The organism is Bacteroides sp. AF39-11AC (assembly GCF_003474285.1).
Taxonomy (GTDB): Bacteria; Bacteroidota; Bacteroidia; order Bacteroidales; family Bacteroidaceae; genus Bacteroides.
On the sequence record NZ_QROH01000007.1, the window covers coordinates 343397 to 361357 of the forward strand.

Genomic DNA, 17961 nt, shown 5'->3' on the forward strand with positions numbered 1-17961 from the left:
GCAGTAGTATGAAAACTCTCAATAAACTTATATCGCTTGCAATCATTTCCATGACAAGTCTTGTCTATACTGCTTGTAGTGACAGCTTTTTTGATCGCTATCCTACCGATTCCATGCAGATGGAAACTTATCTGAAAAATGATACCGAATTGCAAAACATACTCTTCAATGGTTATTACCATTTACAAGACATTACATTAAACGTTAACTACGTCAACAGCCTGGCTACAGACGAAGGATACGACTACAAGAAAAACAATTCTGTGGATCACATTAACCTGAATGAAAGTACATGGGATGCAACGTTAGGAATCACCAGTGAGATATGGGAACATTGTTTCAATATGATAAACCGCTGCAACAACATCCTATTAAAGCTGGACAATGCTACTGAAGCAAACAGGACACAATACGAAGGTGAAGCCTGCTTCCTCAGAGCATATGCTTATTTCACGCTCGTAAGGCTTTTTGGACCGGTACCTGTTACTAAAACTCCAATTGAGGACTACTCCACCCTCTACAGCTATGGACGGAGTAGCGTGGACGAAGTCTATAACCTAATAAAAGAAGATTTGAAAACTGCCATAAATAATCTTCCCGACAACTATTCTGCCGACAACATGAAAGGACGAGCAACAAGAATAGCAGCCTATACCATGCAAGCTGATGTCTTCATGACGTTACAAGATTTCACCTCAGCCCAAAAGTCTATAGAAAACATACTAACCTATGCCAATCAAAATGGTGAGAAACTCGGTTTGGAAAGTGATGTTCTACGAATCCATGCTTCGGATAATCCCATGGGAAAAGAGATCATTTTTGCGGCTCAATACAACAACGGTGCAACGGTAGTAGCTAATCCGCTTATGGGACGCTCCATACCGGCAGCTACACCTTCTACCCAACCCGCCTACATCTATCCGGACGGGACAAAATCAACCATTACCACTTCACAAGGTACCAGTTGCATGCTGATGACGTGGGAGCTCTACAACACATTCAAAGCCAACAGCAATGACCAACGTTTCCGGAAATTAGTCTATAACGGAATTTATACGAACGAATATGTATCTGTAGCCAGCGAAGAGGTGGACGTAACCAAGGAAGGATATACTTACCTCCCCGTCACATTGAAATATTTCGATTTCGGAAATGAAGGTATGACAACTTGCGCATCTGGTAACGACAACATCATATACCGATTTGCAGATGTTTTATTGATGTACGCTGAGTGCCTAAACGAAATAGGAGCCCCCGAATCTGCCGCCAACTACTTGAATCAAGTGAGGACACGCGCTGGACTGGCTAATACAACTGCCGCTACACAAGAAGAGATGGATATAGCCATCGAAAATGAAAGAATGCTGGAATTATGTTTCGAGGGGCACAGATGGTATGACTTGGTTCGTAGAGAAAGAATTACGAAAGTGATGGAAAATCACTTTGCCCACCGTATACAAGGGCTCAATCCCACTCTTCAGTCCGGCAATAATGGTATGACTGTAAACAACGCATCCGATGCCACCGGTACCCCGGGCACATGGAAGTGGACGGGTTCATCTGCCGCTATCTTGTTCGGCATTCCTTACGACCAGATTCAACTATCAGGCGACTGGAAACAGAACGAATTATATTAATAACTATTATTTATAAAACATGAAAAGTAATCTTCTTGCCGGTAGCCTATGTGCTGCTGGCATCATTATACCGCAAATAATCTTTGCCGGTGACAAGAACAGGGAAGTAACCCCTGATAAACCGAATATCATTTTCATCTTAGCTGATGATATGGGATATGGTGACTTGTCCTGCTATGGAAATCAATATGTGAAAACTCCAAATATTGACCGATTAGCCGAAACAGGAACACGGTTTAACCAATGCTACGCAGGAAGTGGTATCAGTTCACCATCAAGATGTGCACTAATGACAGGAAAAAATACGGGAAATACCCGTATACGAGATAATATGTGTACAGCTGAAGGCATTGCCGGAATCAAAATAAATCCAAACGGTGATTCCACAATCGTCAGAAGGGCTAACCTATTACAACAAGATACGACCATTGCCACTGTACTAAGCGCAGCAGGCTATCGGACTTGTCTAGTAAACAAATGGCATTTGGACGGCTATGAAAAAGAGGCCTCACCCAACCATCGCGGATTTGATGAGTTCTATGGGTGGACTATCTCTACAGTGCACAGCAATTCTCCTTATTATTATCCCTATTACCGTTTTCATGGCGATTCGCTCATCCATATCCCTGAAAATGCAGATGGAAAACATGGCATCCACAACAATGACTTGAGCACCAATGATGCCATTGCCTTTGTGCAGAGGAATAAAGACAACCCATTTTTCCTCTACTTAGCTTTTGACGCTCCTCATGAACCTTATAACATAGATCAAACAGGATGGTACGAAGGACAGGAAACTTGGGAACCGGACACTAAACGCTACGCCTCACTAATTACTCATATGGACGTTGCCATCGGCCGGTTATTGGACAAATTGGAAGAACTCAACCTACGAAAGAACACATTGATTATTTTTGCCTCGGACAATGGAGCAGCTATTCAGGCTCCTATTAAGGTATTAAATTGCAATGCAGGCTTCAAAGGTCGAAAAGGAATGCTCTACGAAGGGGGAATCAGAGTACCTTTCATCGTAAACCAACCGAAAAAAGTTCCTGTACAAACACTTGATAATATCATCTATTTCCCTGATGTAATGCCTACATTAGCTGCACTGGCTGAGGCGACGGAATATTTGCCAGAGCATATCAACGGCATAAATATCTTACCTCTCTTTTATGGAAAACAGGTTGATACAAACAACCGTTTACTCTATTGGGAATTCCCAGGCAAACAGCGTGCCGCCAGAAAAGGAGATTGGAAATGTGTAACCATCAGACCTAACCAACCCTTAGAATTGTATAATTTGAAAGAAGATCCGGAAGAAACAAACAACCTTGCAGAAAAACACCCGGAAATAGTAAAAAAGTTCGATCAAGAAATGCAAAAAATGCACATACCTACCCCCAACTGGCCTCAGCCGGGAGAAGTATTCTGACACTTATTTAAATACCACAAGAAATGAGGGCACTCTAAGCCCTCATTTTTTGTTTAAGGTGTACAATCACCATTATGAGCTAAAATAATACAGGTATATACTAATTTATAGTCTACTAGTACTTTTCGTACAAAAATACAGTTTTTTGAACTGAAATACATTCTCTAACCTTCTTGAAGTTCCGACATTTGTATAATGATAAATATCAAGCAAAACAATAAAATAACAACCAGTTGAATTTATTCGACTTGAATCTTTTTATATAATAATGTACTCGATGAAAAACATTCTTATTACTTTACTATCAATGCTTATTCCAAGCAGTGTAATTATGGCACAATATCAGAATGTGCAGGAAAAAGCCCCTTTGGTGAATGCACCTTTAGAAAAATTTGTATCGCAGCAAAAAACACTTTTCAATTTCAATTGGAAATTTCAGTTAGTTACAGAAGAAAATAAGAATGCTGATTTCGCCTCCCCTTCATTAGATGACTCCTCCTGGAGTGTTCTTGACCTGCCACACGATTTCCAATTTGAACAACCATGGACGGAAGCTGGTGGTGGTGCCCGTGGCTTTAAGCCTATGTGTGAGGGATGGTACCGTAAAACTTTCCAGGCAGATCAATTATGGAAAGAAAAACGCGTAGTGATGGATTTCGGGGGAATCATCTACTTGGGTGATGTCTACCTGAATGGGCACAAGATAGCCTCAACAGATTACGGATATGTAGGCATTGAAGCAGACCTTACTCCTTATCTGCATTTTGACAAAGAAAATGTGGTGGCTGTATATGCTTCTACCGGTCCTAAAAAAGGCTCCCGCTGGTATACAGGCGGCGGATTGTTCCGTGATGTTTATCTGCAAGTACAAAATCCTATCCATATAGCACGACACGGGCTTTATATTACTACTCCCGAAGTCACATCTGATGAAGCAATAGTTGCCATACAAGTGGAAGTAGATGGTTGGCAAAAACATGAAGTATTGGTTCGCACCACAGTTCGTAACCCGGAAGGAAAAGTAGTAGGTTCTACCCAGAATACCATGCCCGCACATACTCACCAAGTTTGTACTGAGTTGAAATTACCTGCAATAACTTTGAAGGATCCGCAACTCTGGTCGTGCAATACACCACAACTGTATAGTGCAGATGTGGTCGTGGTGGCAGATGGCATGGTAGTAGACAGTATTACGGAACAGTTCGGTGTCCGCAAGTTGGAGTTTTCACCTGAATTTGGTTTCAAGCTTAATGGAGAAAAGATATTCCTGCAAGGCAATGCCAACCACCATGATCTCGGTGCATTAGGGGCTGCTTCTTACGATAGGGCCATTGAACGCATGATGCTACAATTGAAAGCTTTCGGTTATAATACAATTCGCTGCTCACACAACCCCTACAGTGACAGTTTTGCCCGCATTGCAGACCGCGTAGGTATGCTCATTGTAGATGAATTAACAGATAAATGGAGTGATAATGATTATTGGGGTGGTCGCCGCCCATTCACTCAGATTTGGTCTGACCTGATTATAGAATGGATAAAACGTGACCGTAACCGTCCATCAATCATCCTCTGGAGTTTGGGTAACGAGTTGCAAATTCGTGAAGGATGGGCCGGTTTTGGAGGGATTAATGATTGGGGGATCACTACCTATCGCATTTTCAACCAATTAGTGAAGCGTTTTGATGACAGCCGTCTGACAACAGTTGCAATGTTCCCTGCACGTGCCGGTGCCATCACTCGCCACGACAAAGACTTCGACAGTTACCTTGTTCCACCCGAACTGGCTTGTGCCACAGAAGTTGCTTCATTCAACTATCAGTCTGACAAGTACGCTGCTTATCTTCAGCATAAACCAGACCTCATACTGTTTCAAAGTGAAGCCGAGACTAACAAACTACTGGAGCCTTTCTATAATATGGATAGAAAACGTACGGTAGGTATAGCTTATTGGGGATCGGTCGAATACTGGGGAGAATCCAATAAATGGCCCAAAAAAGGATGGAATTATTCGTTCTTCGATCACACCATACACCCTTATCCACAGGCTTATCTTATCAAATCTGCCTTCATGCCGGAAGTTCCGGAAGTGCATATTGGCGTAGTAGATGCAGCCGGTGCCGAGAGCGTTAGTTGGAATGACGTGATAGTGGGGCGCATGGCACTTAATGAACGTTGGAATTATGAACCGGGCAGTAAACAGTCGCTCTTCACCTACACCAATGCCCACTCAGTAGAGCTGTTGGTAAATGGCAAAAGTATAGGCACTCAGCAAAACGATACGACAAAGATCAATCTGCGTAATATGATCTATTGGAAAGATGTCCCATATGGCAATGGTGGCTCACTGGAGGCTATTGCTCGCGATAAAAATGGAAATGAAGTTGCTCGTCATCGCATTGAAAGTGCAGGAAAAGCTGTAGCACTCAAGATAGAAGCGGAAACACCAACCGACTGGAAAGCCGATGGTATGGACTTGCAATATATCAATGTCACAGCAGTTGATAAAAAAGGACGCCCCGTGTGGACATACAACGAACCGCTTACCTTGCAAATAGAAGGTTCTGCCCGATTAATAGCATTGGATAACGGCGACCATTATACACCTGACCTTTTTAATGGCATTACTACCAAACGAATGCATCAAGGACGTATGCAAATTATCCTCCGAAGCAACCGGGAAGCAGGTGAAGTGAAACTAAAAGTTACTTCACCGGGTTTAAAAGGAACTCTTCGCCTGAAAACAATCATCAATTAGAAGAAGTAACAATAGAAACACATTGAAAAATTAATAAACTATATCTATTAAAGACATGAATAAAAGACTAAAATTAATAGCAGGCATTTTTTGGGTAACCACCATTAACTGTTATGCGCAAATCAAAGAATTCGACCCTTTATTAGATTCTAAAGCCACAGTAATCCCAGCACCTTCCCAGGAAGAATGGAACAGTAATTATATGTGGTATCCGGGACAATTAGCCGCCTTCTATCACCAAGGCAGGACGGGTAAAGGAGTTATGGGATTTCATGTACCGTGTATTCGGCGATTGGATGGATCAAGGACATACCCGCTTTCCCGAAAACTTCCAGACAGAGGCTTCAAGAGCCAAACAACTGAAGTTTTACAGACGTCCTTATGGTTTAAGCCTTTGCCACGGTGCCAATGGAGTGCCTGCGGTAGTAGGTGTCTTAAATGGGCTTACTGGCTTCAGCCAATCGGCAGAAAAGCCCAATGAATATACCATTAAGCCTGAACTTTTGCACCTCAAATGGATAACCTCAAGGATTCCCGTCAAAGAAGGCTTTATCAGTGTAAGACTTAACGCAACCGGAGACAGTACAATCGAAATTCCCAGTGGTTGTATAGCCAGAGTCATCACCAAAGGAAAAGGCAAATTATTAACATTAAGAAAGGCAGGTATATACAAATTCAAAATAATTGATTAACTTTCGGACATAAAAAAACAAATACTTATGAAAAGACATTTAATGACAGGGGGACTTCTGGCTCTTATACTTGCTGTAAGCTCCTGCACATCAACAAATGAAAAGATCACGTCGGAATCCTTCCCATCACCTTTGATGGGTTGGAGTTCCTGGAACACTTATCATGTGAATATCAATGAAGAGTTGATAAAGAAACAAGCAGATGCTTTGGTTGCTCATGGCTTGAAAGATGCCGGTTATCTATATATCAATGTAGATGATGGTTTCTTCGGTTGGCGAGATGAAACCGGAAAGATGCATGCACATCCTGAACGTTTTCCTAACGGGATGAGACCTATATCCGACTATATCCATTCATTAGGTCTGAAAGCAGGTATTTATTCGGATGCAGGCGACAATACTTGTGGTTCTATCTATGATAATGATGCCAATGGCGTAGGATCAGGACTTTACGGACACGAGCAGCAGGACATGGACCTTTATCTGAAAGAATGGAACTATGACTTCATCAAGATAGATTATTGCGGTGGCAGAGAGTTAGGACTCGATGAAGAAAAACGTTACGCAACCATTTGCGAGGCTATCAAGAATACCGGACGCACCGATGTTTCCATTAATATTTGTCGATGGGCTTTCCCAGGTACCTGGGCCAAAAGCATGGCGCGTTCCTGGCGTATCAGCCCGGATGTACGCCCTCGTTGGGAAGCCATAAAGACCATTATCCGGAAAAATCTCTACCTATCAGCTTATGCCGGTGAAGGACATTACAATGATATGGATATGCTGGAAATCGGTCGTGGATTGAAACAGGAAGAGGAAGAAGTACATTTTGGGATGTGGTGTATCATGAGTTCGCCGCTACTTATCGGTTGCGATATGACAACCATCCCCGAACCATCTCTGGCTTTGCTGAAAAACAAGGAGTTGATAGCTCTGAACCAAGATCCGCTGGGATTGCAGGCTTATGTGGTGCAGCACGAAGATAAAGAATATGTATTAGTGAAGGATATTGAGCAAAAACGCGGACTTGTGCGTGCCGTGGCTTTGTACAACCCATCAGATACAATATATGACTTCAATGTCCCCTTTGAAAAGCTTGAATTGGGCGGAAAGATTAAAGTCCGCGATGTGATAAAAGGTGAGGATTTGGAAGAGATGACAGACTATATCCGGTTATCACTACCGCCACATAGCGTTGCAATATGGAGACTGGAAGCAGAAAAGCGCCTTGAACCTGCTTTTTATGAAGCAGAGTGGGCTTATTTACCTTGCTACGATGATTTAGGCAAAAATCCCAAACAGATATTCTACGCTGCATCTCCGGCCTGTTCCGGCAAAATGAAAGTATCGAATATCGGAGGCAGTGAAGAGAACATAGCCGAGTGGAAAGAAGTGTACAGTGAAGAAGGAGGTGAATATGACATGACCGTATATTATAGCTGTAATAAGAGCAGAAAGCTGGAAGTATCTGTTAATGGAACTAAGACGGAAATAAAAGACCTGAATAGCGGTGACAAAGAAAAAGTTGCATCGATTACCATTCCTGTGACTTTGGCAACCGGCAATAACGTAATCCGTATGGGAAACAGCTTCGGCTGGGCACCGGATATCGATTGCTTCAAGTTAACTAAGCGACACTAATTAAGAATTGTCTGATAAGAATTGAGGTTGTGCCTTTATTTGACACAACCTCATTCACCATATTACAGGAATTCTTTTTTCAACTGCTCACACCAGTCCGCTATACGTTTATCCGTGAGTTTCGACTGGTTCTCTATATCAATCACCAGCCCACACCATTTACCATCCCGCAAGGCCCTTGATTGATTAAATGAATAGTTTTCAGTAGAAGTGAATCCTACAAGGGTAGCTCCTGCCTTTTCAAAGGCATCAGCCAGTATTCCCAGTCCGTCGACGAAGTTATCAGGATAACCGATCTGGTCACCCAGCCCGAAGAGGGCGACTTTCTTATCTTTCAGGTCGAGACTTTCTATCTCCGGTATCATTTCATCCCAATAGGTAGGCAATTCACCATCAAACCAGGTGGAGGCACCCACAATCAGTTTGTCATAGGCCTGAAAATCATTCTGCCAGGCTTTTTCTATCATAATCATTTCTACTTCTTTGTGTCCGAGCTTCTCACGTATTTTCTCTGCGATATGAGAAGTTTTGGCAGCATTCATTGCATAAAATAATCCTATCTCTTTCATAATGACTTATTATTAAATTAATATTCCAACAGCTTCTTGGCTGCTTCATAAATTCTATCTGCACCCGGCAGAATGGCACGTTCCAGTATCGGATTAAAGCCTACAGGAGTAAAGGTAGAGCCTACACGCTGCACCGGTGCATCCAGGTAACGAAACAAGTCTGTACCAATACTGGCTGCTATCTCACCACCGAAACCACCAAAGACTTTGTCTTCATGAACCACCAAGGCTTTACTGGTCTTCTTTACAGACTCATAAATGGTTTCTTTATCCAACGGTATCAAAGAACGGATATCAATTACTTCCACACTCCAACCGCCTTCTTTTTCCAAACGTTCGGCAACGTTCAGGCAGAAATGCGTTGTATTGCCATAGGTGATAATACTCAGATCACTGCCCTCACGACGAATACGAGCTTTCCCAAAAGGAACTTCAAAATCATCAGGGACGATGGTGGCTGCTTCTACGGAGTTATATAATGCTTTCGGTTCAATAAACAGCGTAAACCCACGGGAACGTATACTTGTACGGAGTAATCCGGCAGCATCATCGGCAAAGGATGGACAAACAATCCGCGCTCCGGGCAAAGTAGCCAAAGCGCCCTCCAGATTTTGCGAGTGATAGAGTCCACCACCGATATAACCACCCGAAGCCAGACGTAAAGTTACATTAGGAACAAACTGTCCGTTGCTGCGCCAATACTCATGGGTACATTCCACATATTGTTCTACGGCAGGCCAGAAATAGTCGGCAAATTCCGCACCCTCTATCACTACCCGGATTTTAGGATCAAAACGGCTCATACCATTTGCTGTGCCGACAATATAATCTTCGGCAATAGGTGCACTGAATACACGAGCTTCACCAAATTCCTGTTGCATTCCTTTGGTTACATTGAACACGCCCCCTTTATCCCGGTTGGCAACATCCTGCCCCCAGATGAAGGTATTAGGATTATGGCGGAACTCTGCCTTCAGCGTCTCATTGATGGCAGTTACAAAGAATTTCTTCTCTCCTTCTGTCTCACGATGTGTTCCATCTTTATATTTTTCCGGTTCGTAAGGTTCCGGCAATACATAGTTGAAAATGGTTTTAGGATCGGGATCGGGAGCTGTCAGCGCCTTACGATTGGCAGCAGCCAGGTCTTTCTTTGCTTTCTCTTCTATTTCTTTCAGCTCTTCTTCGGTGAGACGCTTGTAACGCAACAGCATCCGGCGGAACTTCAGCAACGGATCAGCCTCTTTCACATAAGCCAGTTCATTTTCATCCCTGTACAAAGTATCTTTGTCAGAGTTGGAATGGGAACCGATACGGACACAATTGGCATGTACGATTACCGGATTCCGGTTCAGCAATGCATACTCACGGGCCTCAGTCATGGCATTCATGGAGTCGAACACATCTTTTCCATTACAATGGATAATCTTCAGATTCTTGAATCCGGAGAAGTTATCCGCCACTTTACGGGCTGCCGTCTGGTCTTTCTTCGGAACAGATATACCATATCCATTATCCTGCCATACAAAAATAACGGGCAGGCGCTCAAGGCTGGCACCATTGACAGCTTCGTAGACAAAGCCTTCGGATGAGGCAGATTCACCGTGTGAAGTAATGACGACTCCTTTATGGTCATAATATACCATTGCACGTGCCACACCGGCTGCATGAAGATCATGCGTACCTGTAGCCGAGGATATATTCTCGATATGCCATTCGGGTTTGGCAAAGTGATTGGACATATGGCGTCCGCCACTTCCCGGATCAGTAGCTTTGGAGATGCCATTCAGTATAAGTTCTTCTGCCGTCATTCCGGCAGAAAGGGCAGTCAGCATATCACGGTAGTAAGGGAAAAGGAAGTCTTCTCCTTTGGTAAATACCTGTCCGATGGCCAACTGTATGCCGTCATGTCCGGCATACGGAGCGTGAAAGGACCAGCCAAGGGACTGCAACAGGTAAGCGGGCGCCTTTTCATCGAGCGCACGCCCCAGCGTCATCAGGTAATACCATTTCTTCAGCAGTTCCACATCTGTGGTTTTTATATTGTACTTTTTCATACTTATCAAGGTATTAAGTTATTCTTTCCAGTTTTCCAAATAATCTTTAATAAAATAGAGGAAGTTGCCACCCAATGAACCATCTACGACTCTATGGTCATAAGAAAGGGACAGATACATCTTATGGCGGATGGCAATCACATCCCCTTCCGGGGTCTCTATTACGGCAGGCTTCTTCTCAATAAATCCTACTCCCAGAATGGCCACCTGAGGCTGATTGATGATAGGTGTACCGAACAAAGACTTGAATGTACCGAAGTTCGTAATCGTAAAAGTACCGCCGGAAATATCATCGGGCATCAGCTTGTTATCACGAGCCTTGAGTGCCAGTGAATCAATGGCTACGGCAAGTCCGTTCAGGTTCAGACGATCGGCATCACGAACCACCGGAACAATCAGATTGCCATCATTCAGAGAGACGGCAATACCGACATTGATATGTTTCTTGAACAGGATATTATATCCCTCTACCGATACATTCACTTGCGGGTAAGCAGCCAGCGCCTTCGCCACAGCTTCTGTGATGGCAGGCATATACGTAAGTTTCACTCCCTCACGACGTAAGAAAGCATCTTTATTCTTATCACGCCACTTCACAAGTTTCGTTACATCCACTTCCACAACATTGGTCACGTGTGGAGAAGTATGTTTAGACATCACCATGTGGTCGGCTATCACCTTACGTACACGATCCATCTCTTTCACTTCAACACCTTCTGCTGAGAATGTGCCGGAAGCAGGTGCAGTACGTTGTACTTCAGGAGTTGCAGCAGGTTTAGCAGACGACCGGGCAGGTGCTGTAGCTACCGGTTGGGGCGCAACGCTTGCAACAGGTTGCGGACTTGGCTTAGCAGCAGGTTGTGCCGTGGTGGTACCGCCACTTTGTTTCCGGACAATGTAACTCTTGATGTCCTTCTTGCTCACCCGTCCCTGATATCCGGTACCCGGAATAGTATCCAGTTCTTTAGGCTGAATGCCGGCCTCACGAGCCAACTGAAGGACTACAGGCGAATACCAACGTTCTTCTTCCGATTTTACAGCCTTGACTTGAGGAGTTTCCTCTGAGGCAGCCTTAGAAACAACCGCAACACTTTCATCAGTAGCGGAACTCTGGAGAGTCTCTACACTACCCTCATCCTCGGAGTTCTCACCTCCGATATCGACAATAGCCACCACTGTACCCACAGCTACGGTGTCTCCTTCCTTAAATAAAATTTCCACAACTTTACCTTCTACCGGAGATGGTATTTCGGCACTAACCTTAGCGGTATTTACTTCAAACAACACATCATCTTCCTTGATGACGTCTCCTACTTGTACCGACCACGAGATGATGGTACCTTCGGTTATACTTTCACCCAATTTGGGCATCTTTATTTCAAATCTTGACATATAGTTGAGTTTTAGGTTCTCAGTTCATTATATATACAACAAACAACTGAGTAGTAAGTTTTTAACTTAAGTAAAAGTTAATGCGGATTTATGATATATCCACTCTTTGCAAGCATACTTTTCCGCTTTCAACCGTTCGATGGCTTCCATATCTCCGGCAGAGAAGCGGTAAATCCGGTTATCGTCATCATCCACAAAGGAGTGAAAGAGCAAATGCATGAAACGCTTGATGTCCATAGGGTCAGACAAAAACTCTTTTATATTAGCAACTTCACTCCGTACAGAAGGTACTGCACGCATAGTACGAGAGCCCGGCAAACGGTTTTCCGCATCCGGATCGCCATTCAATGCCGCATTCAACGTATCCAGATCAGTTGAAAACAACAAAGTACAATGATACATCACACGGTCTTTGTGTATGCACTGCGCACTACCTGATATTTTCCGTTCGTCCACATAAATACCCAGACGCTGGTCAGCATAAGCTGAAACGCCTACCTTTTCGAGGAAATCAACGACCTGTTGCAGGTAATATACAAAGTCCGGCTGCTTTACGGTTTCAATAAAACTCAGGTTAATGTTTCCTCGGTCATGATATACAGCCCCTCCACCGGAAAAACGGCGTGCCAGGGTTATTCCCTTTTCATCCAGAAACCTCTCGTCCGCTTCCGCCGCCACACTCTGATGTTTCCCAATCACTACGGAAGGTTCCGACTGCCAAAGCATAAAGAAGTTACCTCGCTTCTGCTTCAACAAATACTCTTCTGCTGCCAGATTAAAATAGATATCCGTACAGCGATTATCAATACAGAACATTATGCAAACAAAGTTTCATGGAAGATTTCACCGACCGTCGGATGCGGAAAAACAGTCTTTTGAAATTCTTCCACTGTATATCCGTGCTGCACGGCAAGTCCGGCAAGAACAATCAATTCGGAAACTGGGTTTCCCAGCATATGGCAGCCTATCACCCGATCATCGTCATCCAATATCAACTTACAAAGCCCGTTCACCAATTCATTCTCGGCTACAAAACGACCGGAATAGGCCATCGGCAGCTTCTGCACATGATAACTGATACCGGATGCTTTCAGTTCTTCCTCAGTCTTACCTACTCCCGCTACTTCGGGATTGGTATACACCACACCGGGTACACAATCGTAATTCATACGGTCTTCCACTCCCAGGATATGATTGACAGCAACTTCACTTTCACGAATGGCAGTATGTGCCAGCATAGAGTGTCCGGTAATATCACCACAGGCATAAACGCGAGGATGGGAAGTCTGCATATGCTCATCCACCTTCACACCGTTACGCAGCAGTTCAATGTTCAGTTTATCCAAACCGACCTGGGACAAGTTAGCTTTCCTACCCACACTGACGAGTACCTTTTCGGCTTCGATAAGTGCAGTCTTACCTTCCTTTTCAATAGTGACCCCCTCTTTGCCCACTTCAATTACTTTAGCATTCAAATGGAAATTAACCCCACGCTTCTGATATTCCGAACGCAGCATACCACTGGTTTCCTTATCCATGGCGCCCAATACTTCGGGCATCATTTCAACAACATGCACCTGCACACCCATGCTATTGAAAAAAGAGGCGAATTCCATCCCGATAACACCACCACCGATAATGACAAGTGAACGGGGCAAAGTTGTGATCTCCAATGCTTCCTTTGATGTCCAATAATCAATTTCAGATAATCCTTTAATGGGAGGGATCAATGTATCGGAACCTGTACATACCAACAGATAGGTTACTTCATATACTTCGCCGGCAGCCGAAAGCTGGAAACGTCCGTCCGCCTCCCCTACAATAACGGCTTCCTGCGGCACAATAACAGCACCATACGAATTGACCGTCATCTTCACACCACCGGTCAGCTTTTTCACAATCTTATCTTTACGGTCGATAATCTTTTTCATATCGAATGACGAACCGTCGGGCACAGAGATGCCATATTTGGACGCGCCCTTCATATTGTCCCACAACTTGGCGGAATAGAGTAGAGTTTTGGTAGGGATACACCCCTCATTAAGACAAACACCGCCAATAGCTTTCTTTTCAAACAAAACAGTTTGCAGCCCGTTTGCAGCCGCTCTTTCGGCTGCCGTATATCCGGCAGGACCACCGCCGATGATAGCTATATCATATTTCATAAATCAGTAGTATTAAGTAAATTATATACTTAACAACAAAAGAGAAGAGCGCAAAGTTCTATAGCAACCTATTAAGGAAAGTTACTGTTTTTCAGCCACAATAGCCAACATCCTAAAATTTATCCGTACTTTTGCAGAAATTTAAGAAATACTATGGTAGCTCCCGAAATAGCAATTGCTGACTCCAACACCTTATCATGTATGGGATTACAAAGCCTTCTGGAAGAAATTATCCCGATGGCCGTCATCCGTGTATTCAGTTCGTTCGAGGAACTGATGGACGATACCCCCGATATGTATGCGCATTATTTTGTTTCAGCACAGATCTATTTTGAGCATACTGCTTTTTTCCTGCCGCGCAAGCCCAAGACCATTGTATTGGCAAACGGTGACAATCAGCCTCAACTGGCAGGAATACCGACCTTGAATATTTATCAGGACGAGAAAACGCTGATAAAGAACATCCTGCAACTGCATCAGTTCGGACACAAAGGCGGACATTCTCATAGCCACCCTCACGGACATCCCCATGGTGCAACAGCGCATCCGTGCGGTAATCCTCACGCCGACAGCGAACATGATCTTTCTCCCCGCGAAATAGAAGTACTGGTACTGATAACCAAAGGACTCATCAATAAAGAAATTGCCGATAAACTGAATATCAGCCTGACTACCGTCATCTCCCACCGAAAGAATATTACGGAGAAACTGGGCATTAAATCAGTGGCCGGACTGACGATTTATGCAGTAATGCACGGGTACGTCGAAGCAGACCGTATCTAAATCCTAATAAATGAGGATTGCGGAGACAAGGGAAATGCTCTTACTTTGCAACCAGAAACCTATAAATGATAATTTATTAGTGATTAGGGTTTAGTGATAAGTGATTAGCGGGCTGCGCTATTATTCCGCATGGTGCTAATCACTTATCACTTATCACTAATCGCTTATCACTTACCGAAGCTTCGCTTCGTTAAATTATCATTTATCATAAAAGACAAAGAATGAATAAGAGTAAATTGTTGATTTTTGCCTTGGCACTCCTACCCATAGGAAACATTGCGGCAGAAGAAGTGGATACCCTGAAAATAGTGGACGTTGAAGAGGTTCTCATCATTGCAGCACCTAAAGAAAACCGTAAGTTGCGCGAGCTGCCCAATGCCGTCACCTTACTTTCGCAACAAGACATGCAGGCTGCACAAGTGAACTCCATAAAGAATCTGACAGCACTTGTCCCGAATATATTTATTCCTGATTACGGTTCGCGACTGACATCTGCCGTCTACATTCGCGGCATTGGTTCGCGTATCAATACTCCCTCCGTAGGGCTCTATGTTGACAATATTCCTTATATAGATAAATCCGCATTCGATTTCAATTATTCTGACATCGAGCGTATTGATGTGCTGCGCGGTCCGCAGGGTACACTGTACGGACGGAATGCGATGGGAGGAATCATCAAAGTACATACCAAATCTCCTTTCTCTTATCAAGGTACCGACTTCCGTATAGGAGCAGGTACACACAATCAATACAATACTTCCGTCACTCACTATCACCGGATGAATGAACGCTTTGCATTCTCTGCCGGAGGATTTTATGATTATGATGGCGGATTCTTCCGCAATGCGGCACGCAATAACGATAAAATAGACAAAGGACAATCTGCCGGTGGCCGCATGCGTGCCATCTATCTGCCCAGTGACAACTGGAAACTCGACTTCAACGTAAGTTATGAATATAGTGATCAGGGCGGCTATCCATACGGACTTTATAATAAGGAAAACGGGGAAGTTGCCAAAGTTGCTTACGATGAAGAAAGCAGCTATTACCGCAACTTGCTGAATGCCGGACTGAACCTGGAATATCAGGCACAAAATTTCACCTTGAGTGCTGTCACCGGATACCAGTGGCTTCGCGACCGTATGTTCATGGACCAGGACTTTTCTGCTGCTAATATTTTTAATATAGAACAGAAACAGAAAATAAATACTTTCTCGGAAGAAATCGTTCTGAAATCAAAGCCTAACCGCCGTTGGTTATGGACAACAGGGGCCTTCGGATTTTATCAGGCACTGCACACAGACGGACCGGTATTATTTCACCGGGATGGTATCACATCGGTTATTGAAAACAATGCAAATAGTGTTTTCGATGGTCTCGCATCTATGGGTATACCGGGCATTCCTGTCATGCACCTGGGAATCAACAATGAAAGCCTACCTGTCAGCGGCAGCTTCGACACACCAACTTTGAGCGGTGCTCTTTTCCATCAATCCACCTTCAATGACTTATTTGTCAAAGGTCTCTCAGCAACCGTTGGTCTGCGAATGGACTACGAGAAAATAAAGATGGAATATAATTCAGCAGCCGCAACCACCAACTTTAACTTCTCCATGAAAATGGGAAATCCTGCAAATCCTCAGATACTCGAGAGCCAGGGTTTGGAAGGAAACGCAGTCTATCTGGGTAAAGAATCGACTGACTACGTTCAACTATTACCGAAATTTGCCCTGCAATATGAATGGAAAAAAGGAAATAACATCTATGCAACTGCCGCCCGCGGATATCGGTCAGGAGGATATAACATTCAGATGTTCTCCGATCTCGTAACAGGAGTGCTCAGTAACTCGATGATGGACGCCATTATGACTGATCCTAAATTCAGCAGCTTCTCCGCCATGATTAAAAAGATGAAGAAGGAATTGCCGGAAGTAAGTGAGGCTACCCGATATAAACCGGAGTACACCTGGAACTACGAAGTTGGAAGCCACCTCACACTTTGGGAAGGACGTTTACTTGCTGACCTTTCTGCATTCTATATGGATACACGCAACCAACAGATTGCTAAATTCGCAGAAAATGGTTTGGGGCGTATTACTGTAAATGCAGGAAAGAGTCATAGTTATGGTGCTGAAGCAAGCCTGCGTGCTGCTCTTACTACTGCATTTACTGTCAACGCTTCTTATGGATATACATATGCTACTTTCAAAGAGTATGCAACCAATACAAAGATAGACGGAGAAACACAACCTGTAGATTATAATGGAAACTATGTTCCCTTTGTTCCGAAGCACACCCTGAGCCTGGGCGGACAATACATGTTCCGCATCACCCCGGGACATTGGTTGGACCGCATTCAGGTTAATGCCGACTATACCGGTGCAGGACGTATCTATTGGACCGAGCAGAATGATGTCAGCCAAGCCTTCTACGGCACATTGAACGGACGCCTCAGCCTGCAAAAAGGCAACGGACAGATTGACTTCTGGGTTCGCAATGCACTGGATAAAGACTACGCTGCTTTCTACTTTGAAAGCATGGGCAACGGATTCATGCAGAAAGGCCGCCCCATACAGGCAGGAATCGAGCTACGTTGCAGGTTCTAAATACATCGGGAAAGAGGAATATATTCCTTTAAATAAGGACTCATATGATTCATAAACGTCTCATGCATGCGAGATTTTTTCTCAAAGGCGTGAGACGTTTTTCTCAATAAGGGGAGAACGTTTTCTCACTACATCGAGAATTCATACTCTCCATGCCGAGAATAGATTCTCAACGTAGTGAGAAGACTAAGAATTTGTAGTCCCCTCACTCTCACTGAAAGTCATTGAC

The 17961-nt window shown here is 43.9% G+C and carries 12 protein-coding genes; 7 read left to right on the plus strand and 5 right to left on the minus strand.

What is annotated here, in order from left to right; translation table 11 throughout:
- The first annotated feature begins 8 nt into the window (after positions 1-8).
- From DW036_RS17075 to DW036_RS17095, 5 genes are all read left to right on the plus strand, one after another.
- Entirely contained in the window at positions 9-1637 is a 1629-nt protein-coding gene (locus DW036_RS17075) for a RagB/SusD family nutrient uptake outer membrane protein (RefSeq protein ID WP_118465446.1), read from the plus strand.
- A gap of 19 nt (positions 1638-1656) precedes the next feature.
- Positions 1657-3072, plus strand: a complete 1416-nt coding sequence (locus tag DW036_RS17080; protein WP_118465447.1) for a sulfatase-like hydrolase/transferase — start codon at positions 1657-1659, stop codon at positions 3070-3072.
- A 277-nt stretch (positions 3073-3349) separates the two neighbouring features.
- On the plus strand, positions 3350-5830 hold the full coding sequence (locus DW036_RS17085; protein WP_118465448.1) for a sugar-binding domain-containing protein: 2481 nt from the start codon (positions 3350-3352) through the stop codon (positions 5828-5830).
- Positions 5831-6102: 272 nt separating this feature from the next.
- Positions 6103-6522, plus strand: coding sequence for a hypothetical protein (locus tag DW036_RS17090; protein ID WP_233560481.1), 420 nt, complete (start codon positions 6103-6105; stop codon positions 6520-6522).
- A gap of 27 nt (positions 6523-6549) precedes the next feature.
- Entirely contained in the window at positions 6550-8163 is a 1614-nt protein-coding gene (locus tag DW036_RS17095; protein WP_118465449.1) for an alpha-galactosidase, read from the plus strand.
- A gap of 62 nt (positions 8164-8225) precedes the next feature.
- Here DW036_RS17095 and DW036_RS17100 read toward each other — a convergent pair whose 3' ends face one another.
- From DW036_RS17100 to lpdA, 5 genes are all read right to left on the minus strand, one after another.
- The gene (locus tag DW036_RS17100) at positions 8226-8732 is read right to left on the minus strand and encodes a flavodoxin (RefSeq protein WP_118465450.1); all 507 of its coding nucleotides are present in this window, start codon (positions 8730-8732) and stop codon (positions 8226-8228) included.
- A 17-nt stretch (positions 8733-8749) separates the two neighbouring features.
- Entirely contained in the window at positions 8750-10786 is a 2037-nt protein-coding gene (locus DW036_RS17105; protein WP_118465451.1) for a thiamine pyrophosphate-dependent enzyme, read from the minus strand.
- A gap of 18 nt (positions 10787-10804) precedes the next feature.
- Positions 10805-12178, minus strand: coding sequence for a dihydrolipoamide acetyltransferase family protein (locus tag DW036_RS17110; RefSeq protein ID WP_118465452.1), 1374 nt, complete (start codon positions 12176-12178; stop codon positions 10805-10807).
- 66 nt (positions 12179-12244) lie between these two features.
- Positions 12245-12994: a lipoate--protein ligase family protein gene (locus DW036_RS17115; RefSeq protein WP_118465453.1), complete on the minus strand. Its 750-nt coding sequence runs from the start codon at positions 12992-12994 to the stop codon at positions 12245-12247.
- A complete protein-coding gene (gene lpdA / locus DW036_RS17120; RefSeq protein WP_118465454.1) occupies positions 12994-14343 on the minus strand; it encodes a dihydrolipoyl dehydrogenase in 1350 nt (449 codons plus the stop codon). Before lpdA ends, DW036_RS17115 begins: the two co-directional genes overlap by 1 nt.
- A 153-nt stretch (positions 14344-14496) precedes the next feature.
- On the opposite strand from lpdA, the gene DW036_RS17125 reads away from it, so the two are divergent.
- Positions 14497-15126 (plus strand): response regulator transcription factor, encoded by a 630-nt coding sequence (locus tag DW036_RS17125; RefSeq protein WP_118465455.1) that lies wholly within the window; start codon positions 14497-14499, stop codon positions 15124-15126.
- A gap of 221 nt (positions 15127-15347) precedes the next feature.
- Positions 15348-17732: a TonB-dependent receptor gene (locus DW036_RS17130; protein ID WP_118465456.1), complete on the plus strand. Its 2385-nt coding sequence runs from the start codon at positions 15348-15350 to the stop codon at positions 17730-17732.
- Positions 17733-17961: the final 229 nt, after the last annotated feature.